Origin of the sequence: Archangium sp., from assembly GCF_036388035.1 — a bacterium.
Taxonomy (GTDB): Bacteria; Myxococcota; Myxococcia; order Myxococcales; family Myxococcaceae; genus Archangium.
The window spans coordinates 1-6,575 of the sequence record NZ_DASVSO010000779.1 but is presented as its reverse complement, the minus strand read 5'-3'; the positions used below and the strand labels follow the sequence as shown (position 1 = coordinate 6,575).

The 6,575-nt window shown below is 68.8% G+C and carries 7 protein-coding genes; 6 read left to right on the top strand and 1 reads right to left on the bottom strand.

The window, feature by feature from the left end; genetic code table 11:
• On the bottom strand, positions 1-408 hold a 408-nt coding region (locus VF697_RS32120; protein WP_331100916.1), incomplete at its 3' end, for a UDP-N-acetyl glucosamine 2-epimerase.
• A gap of 94 nt (positions 409-502) precedes the next feature.
• On the opposite strand from VF697_RS32120, the gene kdsB reads away from it, so the two are divergent.
• The 6 genes from kdsB to VF697_RS32090 form a co-directional block, all read left to right on the top strand.
• Positions 503-1,240 (top strand): 3-deoxy-manno-octulosonate cytidylyltransferase, encoded by a 738-nt coding sequence (kdsB, locus tag VF697_RS32115; protein ID WP_331100915.1) that lies wholly within the window; start codon positions 503-505, stop codon positions 1,238-1,240.
• 134 nt (positions 1,241-1,374) lie between these two features.
• A complete protein-coding gene (locus VF697_RS32110; protein ID WP_331100917.1) occupies positions 1,375-3,081 on the top strand; it encodes an ABC transporter ATP-binding protein in 1,707 nt (568 codons plus the stop codon).
• A gap of 349 nt (positions 3,082-3,430) precedes the next feature.
• On the top strand, positions 3,431-3,664 hold the full coding sequence (locus VF697_RS32105) for a hypothetical protein (RefSeq protein ID WP_331100914.1): 234 nt from the start codon (positions 3,431-3,433) through the stop codon (positions 3,662-3,664).
• 94 nt (positions 3,665-3,758) lie between these two features.
• The gene (locus VF697_RS32100) at positions 3,759-5,387 is read left to right on the top strand and encodes a CTP synthase (protein WP_331100913.1); all 1,629 of its coding nucleotides are present in this window, start codon (positions 3,759-3,761) and stop codon (positions 5,385-5,387) included.
• Positions 5,384-6,217 (top strand): 3-deoxy-8-phosphooctulonate synthase, encoded by an 834-nt coding sequence (kdsA, locus tag VF697_RS32095; RefSeq protein WP_331100912.1) that lies wholly within the window; start codon positions 5,384-5,386, stop codon positions 6,215-6,217. Before VF697_RS32100 ends, kdsA begins: the two co-directional genes overlap by 4 nt.
• A gap of 51 nt (positions 6,218-6,268) precedes the next feature.
• Positions 6,269-6,575 (top strand): KdsC family phosphatase (locus VF697_RS32090; RefSeq protein ID WP_414641368.1); only part of this gene is annotated, 307 nt, incomplete at its 3' end.

Sequence of the window (6,575 nt, the reverse complement as noted above, 5' to 3'; positions counted from 1 at the left end):
GATGCGGTTGATCTCCTCGGGCATGTTGCGATCGAAGCTGCGCAGCCCCGCCTCCACGTGGGCGATGGGGATGCCCATCTTCACCGCCACGAGCGCGGCGGACAGGGTGCTGTTGACGTCGCCCACCACGGAGACGAGGTCCGGCTTCTCGCTGGAGAACACCTTCTCCAGCTCCAGCATCACCTTGGCCGTCTGCTCGGTGTGGCTGCCCCCGCCGATGCCCAGGTGGATGTCCGGGGCGGGCATGCCCAGGTCGGTGAAGAAGACGTCGCTCATCTTCACGTCATAGTGTTGGCCGGTGTGGACCAGTCGCTGAGTGAGCGCGCCGCGCTCGGAGATGGCCCGGTGGATGGGCGCCACCTTCATGAAATTGGGACGCGCCCCGACGATATGGAGAACCTTCTTCATATTGGCGGGGAAGCTAGGCACGGGCCCGGTTGCGCCTAGGGGCACATGTCCCGGGGCGCATCTCAGCGTCCTGAATCTGATAGAGAGAGCGCTCATGTCCGCCCCACGCACCGTCGCCGTCATCCCCGCCCGCTACGCCAGCACGCGCTTTCCCGGCAAGCCGCTCGCCCTCATCGCCGGCCGCCCGATGATTGAGCATGTGTGGACCCGCTGTCAGCAAGCGCGCGTCTTCGACGAGGTGCTGGTGGCCACCGACGACACCCGCATCCAGGAGACGGTGCTGCGCTTCGGTGGCACGGCGGTGATGACGTCGCCGGACTGCGCCACGGGGACGGACCGGGTGGCCCAGGTGGCCTGGTTGCGCCCGGACGTGGACGTGTGGGTGAACGTGCAGGGAGACGAGCCGCTGGTGGACCCGGATTCACTGCGGGTGCTGGCGGGCCTCTTCGTGGACCCGGCCGTGCGGATGGGCACGCTGGTGCGCCCGCTGGAGGCGGCCGAGGCGGACAGCCCCCATGTGGTGAAAGCGGTGCTGGCCCTGAACGGGGACGCGCTCTACTTCAGCCGCAGCACCGTGCCCTTCATCCGCGAGCCGGCCGAGGCGGGCGCCGTCCAGCGCTGGGCGCACCTGGGGCTGTACGGCTACAGGCGCGAGACGCTGCGGCAACTGGCGGGCCTGAGCGCCACCCCGCTGGAGCAGGCGGAGAAGTTGGAGCAGCTCCGAGCGCTGGAGCACGGCCTGCGCATCCGCTGCGGCAAGGTAGCCGGGCGCTCGGTGGCGGTGGACGTGCCCGAGGACGTGGCCCGGGTGGAGGCGCTGCTGCGCGGCTGAGGCCGCCTCCTCGCCCTTCAGGTAGACATGCGGCGCGGCACGCCCCGGGTTAGTCTGCGCGCGTGTCCGACGCCGCCAAGAAGCCCGACGCCTCTCCGAAGCCGAAGTTCTCCCGTGTGACGTTCCGGCGCATCATGAGCCTCGCCCGCCCCCAGGCGCGCAGGCTCCTCGCCGGTACCGTCTTCCTGCTCATCGCCAGCGCCCTGGGTCTGGTGTACCCGAAGGTCATCGGCGACATCATCGACCAGGCGCTCAAGGCGGGAGACCGCGCCCGCATCGACAACATCGCCCTGGGCATGGTGGTCGTGTTCCTGCTGCAGGGCATGGCCATGGCGATGCGCTACTACCTCTTCACCACCGCGGGCGAGCGCGTGGTGACCCGGCTGCGGCAGGACCTCTTCGGCAGCCTCATGGCCCAGGACGTGGGCTTCTTCGACGAGCGCAAGACGGGAGAGCTCACCAACCGGCTGTCCTCGGACACCACGGTGCTGCAGAACACGGTGAGCGTGAACATCTCCATGGCCCTGCGCAACGCGGCGCAGGCCCTGGGCGGCATCGCGCTGCTCTTCTACACCTCCCCGGTGCTCACCGGGCTGATGCTGGCCATCGTGCCCGTGGTGGCGGTGGGGGCCGTGACGTATGGCCGCAAGGTGCGCGGGCTCTCCAAGCAGACGCAGGACGCGCTCGCCGCCGCCAACGAGGTGGCCGAGGAGAGCCTCTCCGGTATCCGCACCGTGCGCTCCTTCGCCGCCGAGCGGCATGAGGTGGCCCGCTACCGCTCCGCCATGGAGCGCGCCTATGACATCGCGCGTCACCGGGCGCGGCAGTCCTCCTTCTTCCTGGCCGGGGCCTCCTCCGCCGGCTACCTGGCCTCCGCGGTGGTGCTCTGGTACGGCGGCCGGCTGGTGCTGGATGGGAAGATGACGGTGGGCGGCCTCACCTCCTTCCTCATCTACTCGCTGATGGTGGCCGTGTCGCTGGGCGCCCTGGCGGACCTGTGGGCGGACTTCATGCGGGCCTCGGGCGCCGCCGAGCGCGTCTTCGAGCTCATCGACCGCACGCCCGCCATCCCCGCCACGGGCGGCGAGCGCCTGGCGTCCGTCCAGGGCCGCGTCGAGTTCCAGGAGGTGCGCTTCGCCTACCCCACGCGCCTGGACGTGCCGGTGCTGCAGGGCATCGACCTGAAGCTCGCCCCGGGCGAGGTGGTGGCCATCGTCGGCCCCTCGGGCGCGGGCAAGTCCACCATCGCCGGCCTGCTGGCGCGCATGTACGACCCGCAGGACGGGCGCCTGCTGCTGGACGGCAAGGAGCTGCGCGCGTTGGACCCCGAGTGGCTGCGGCAGCAGATTGGCACGGTGGCGCAGGAGCCGATGCTCTTCGCCTCCTCCATCGCGGACAACATCCGCTACGGCCGCATGGACGCCACGGACGCCGAGGTGGAGGCCGCCGCGCGCGCCGCCAACGCGCACGAGTTCATCTCCCGCTTCCCCGAGGGCTACCGCACCCTGGTGGGCGAGCGCGGGGTGCAGCTCTCCGGTGGCCAGAAGCAGCGCATCGCCATTGCCCGGGCCGTGCTCAAGGACCCGCGCCTGCTGGTGCTCGACGAGGCCACCAGCGCGCTGGACGCCGAGAGCGAGCACCTGGTGCAGGAGGCGCTGGATCGGCTGATGAAGGGCCGCACCACGCTCATCATCGCCCACCGCCTGTCCACGGTGATTGGCGCGGACCGCGTGCTGGTGCTGGAGGGCGGCAAGGTGGTGCAGAGCGGCAACCATGCGGCGCTCATGGGCCAGGACGGCCTCTACCGCCGGCTGGTGGAGCGGCAGTTCGTGGCGGCCTGAGGCGCGCCCGGCCTGTCGTCTGCTCTACAGGCGGTCTCGCCGCGCGTGTCGTCGGCAGTGGCGCGGTGAAAATGCCGGCATTACTTAAGCCGCCGCAGACGAAAGGAGGTGATGCCTTGACTGATAGCATGAGTCAGGCGTCCACCTCCGCCGGGATGACGCGCTGAGCAAGCCCTCATCCGGCGGGGAGTGACGCCGAAGAGTACGGGCCCGCCCGTCCTACGCACCCCAGAGCGGGGCCGTGGGGCGGGCGGGTCTTTTTTTGCCCACCCCTCGGGAATGGCGGCGCGACATCCCTGTTGCAGCCGCCGGGGGGAAAAGGCCCATTGAGCCGCCGGAGGCCCTGACCTTGTCCATTACACCTTGCCCGAGCCCGCTGCCGTCCGCCCTGCGTGACGAGTCGGTGGTGGACTCCCAGCGAAACCTCTTCTGCTTCAACTATGACGCCTGCCTGCACCTCGCGGTGAAGCGCGGGTGGGACGGCTGGAGTTGCCGGCACTGCCCGCTGCGCGAGCAGCGCGACAGCGAGCCGAGGGCCCGCGACTACGCCGTCTCCCGCCCCCGGAGCCAGGGGCAGGACTGAGATCCTTCCCTTGCTGGACTTCCGGGACCAGGCGACCGTCCGGCCGCGCTGGAAGAATGATTGACGCCCCCGGGGTCTCTTGGCAGGAAGGGTCATGCGCTCCAAGAAGACCAAGTTCATCTTCGTGACCGGCGGCGTCGTCAGCTCGCTGGGCAAGGGGCTCGCCTCTGCATCCATTGGCGCCCTGCTCGAGAACCGCGGGCTCGACATCACCCTGTTGAAGCTCGACCCCTACATCAACATCGACCCGGGCACGATGAGCCCGTTCCAGCATGGGGAGGTCTTCGTCACCGACGACGGTGGCGAGACCGACATGGACCTGGGTCACTACGAGCGCTTCACCAATGCTCGGATGTCCCGGCTCAACAACTTCACCTCCGGGCGCATCTACCACGCCGTCATCCAGAAGGAGCGCCGGGGCGAGTACCTGGGCAAGACGGTGCAGGTGATTCCGCACATCACGGATGAGATCAAGTCCAACATCCGTCAGGCCGCCCAGGGCATGGACGCGGTCATCGTCGAGGTGGGCGGCACCGTGGGCGACATCGAGTCGCTGCCCTTCCTCGAGGCCATCCGCCAGATGCGCTACGACGTGGGCAGCGGCAACGCCGTCTACATGCACCTCACGCTGCTGCCCTACATCGGCGCGGCCGGCGAGGTGAAGACCAAGCCCACCCAGCACTCGGTGATGAAGCTGCGGGAGATCGGCATCCAGCCGGACTTCCTCATCTGCCGCACCGACCGGGAGATCTCGCGCGAGCTCAAGGACAAGATCGCCATGTTCTGCAACGTGGACAACGGCAACGTGTTCACCTCGCCGGACGTGAAGAGCATCTACGAGCTGCCGCTGGAGCTGCACCGGCAGGGCATCGACGAGCGGCTGGCCGAGACGCTCAACATCTGGACGCGCGCCGCCCGGCTGGACCGCTGGGAGGACATCATCCGCAAGGTGTACTCGCCCAGCCGCGGCGAGGTGAAGGTGGGCATCGTCGGCAAGTACGTGGACCTCAAGGAGAGCTACAAGAGCCTCAATGAGTCGCTGCTCCACGGTGGCATCGCCAACGACGTGAAGGTGGACCTGCAGTTCGTGGACTCGCAGGACGTGGAGGAGAAGGGCGCCGAGGCGATGCTCTCCGGGGTGGACGCCATCCTGGTGCCCGGCGGCTTCGGCGTGCGCGGCACCGAGGGGAAGATCGCCGCGGTGCGCTACGCCCGCGAGAAGCGCGTGCCCTTCTTCGGCATCTGCCTGGGCCTGCAGATGGCGGTGGTGGAGTTCAGCCGCAACGTGCTGGGGCTCGGTGGGGCCAACTCGCTCGAGTTCAATGAGCACACCCCGCACCCGGTGGTGACGCTCATGGAGAGTCAGGTGAAGGTCCAGGACAAGGGCGGGACCATGCGCCTGGGCAGCTACGCCTGCGCGCTCAAGCCCGGCTCGCTGGCGCGCAAGCTGTACGGGGAGGACACCATCAACGAGCGGCACCGCCACCGGTACGAGGTGAACAACGCCTACCGCGGCCGGCTGCAGGAGGCGGGCCTCGTGGTGTCCGGCCACAACCCCGAGCTCAACCTCGTGGAGATGATCGAGCTGCCGGACCACCCCTACTTCGTGGGCTGCCAGTTCCATCCCGAGTTCAAGAGCAAGCCCTTCGCGCCCCACCCGCTCTTCTCGGGCTTCATCGGCGCGGCCGTCTCCCAGCGTGACGCGGGGAGGACGCAGGCATGAGCACCCCGAGCATCAACCTGTGCGGCTACAAGGTCGGCCCGGGCCAGAAGCTCTTCGTCATCGCCGGCCCGGACAGCATCGAGTCCGAGGAGATGGCGCTGCGGCACGCGAAGCTCCTCAAGGAGCTGACGGGCCGGCTGGGCGTGCCCTATGCCTTCAAGTGCTCCTACGACAAGGCCAACCGCACCAGCGGCAAGTCCTTCCGGGGGCCGGGGCTGAAGGAGGGCCTGCGCATCCTCGAGCGCATCAAGCGCGAGGTGGGCGTGCCCGTCCTCACGGACGTCCACGAGACGAGCCACGTGGGCCCCGCCGCCGAGGTGGTGGACATCATCCAGATTCCCGCCTTCCTCTGCCGTCAGACGGACCTGGTGGAGGCGGTGGCGCGCACGGGCAAGGGCGTCAACCTGAAGAAGGGCCAGTTCGTGGCGCCCAAGGACATCGTCCACTCGGCGCGCAAGGCCGTGGAGACGGGCAACCCCAACGTGCTCGTCACCGAGCGCGGCGCCACCTTCGGCTACAACAACCTCGTGGTGGACATGCGGGGCTTCGCGCAAATGCGCGAGGCGGGGCTCGTCGTGTGCTTCGACGCCACCCACTCCGTGCAGCTGCCCTCCTCCGGAGATGGGCAGACGGGCGGGGAGCGCAAGTTCGTGTCGCTGCTCGCGCGCTCCGCCGCCGCCGCTGGAATAGACGCACTCTTCACGGAAGTGCATGAGGACCCGGATCGTGCCCTGTGTGACGGTCCGTGTTCGCTTAATCCCCAGATGTTCGAGGACGTGCTACGTCAGGTGCTCGCCATCCGGCGTGCGTTGGGGCACGAGCCGGCGTAGTCGCGGTCGAAGTGAACCGAAGTCGTGGGAGGGGAGTCCAAGGGGCACGACATGACGGAGCTGCCGCCCAAGCCGAGCAAGGACGAGCTGACCGTGCGCGCATCGCGCGTGCGTCTGCTCGTCTTCGACGTGGACGGGGTGCTCTCGGACGGTGGCCTCTTCTACGGCGATGGTGGCGAGGTGATGAAGCGCTTCGACGTCAAGGACGGCCACGGGCTGGTAATGGCGAGGCTGGCGGGCCTGCGTACCGCCATCCTCACCGCGCGCAGCTCGTCCATCGTCGAGGTGCGCGGCCGCGAGTTGGGCCTCTCCGCCGTGCTCCAGGGTCGCAAGAACAAGGCGGCGGGCTTTCGTGAGC

Coding starts and splice junctions, on each gene's coding strand:
- VF697_RS32110 (WP_331100917.1), top strand. CDS start 1,375: ATGAGCCTCGCCCGCCCCCAGGCGCGCAGGCTCCTCGCCGGTACCGTC.
- VF697_RS32100 (WP_331100913.1), top strand. CDS start 3,759: ATGCGCTCCAAGAAGACCAAGTTCATCTTCGTGACCGGCGGCGTCGTC.
- kdsB (WP_331100915.1), top strand. CDS start 503: ATGTCCGCCCCACGCACCGTCGCCGTCATCCCCGCCCGCTACGCCAGC.
- kdsA (WP_331100912.1), top strand. CDS start 5,384: ATGAGCACCCCGAGCATCAACCTGTGCGGCTACAAGGTCGGCCCGGGC.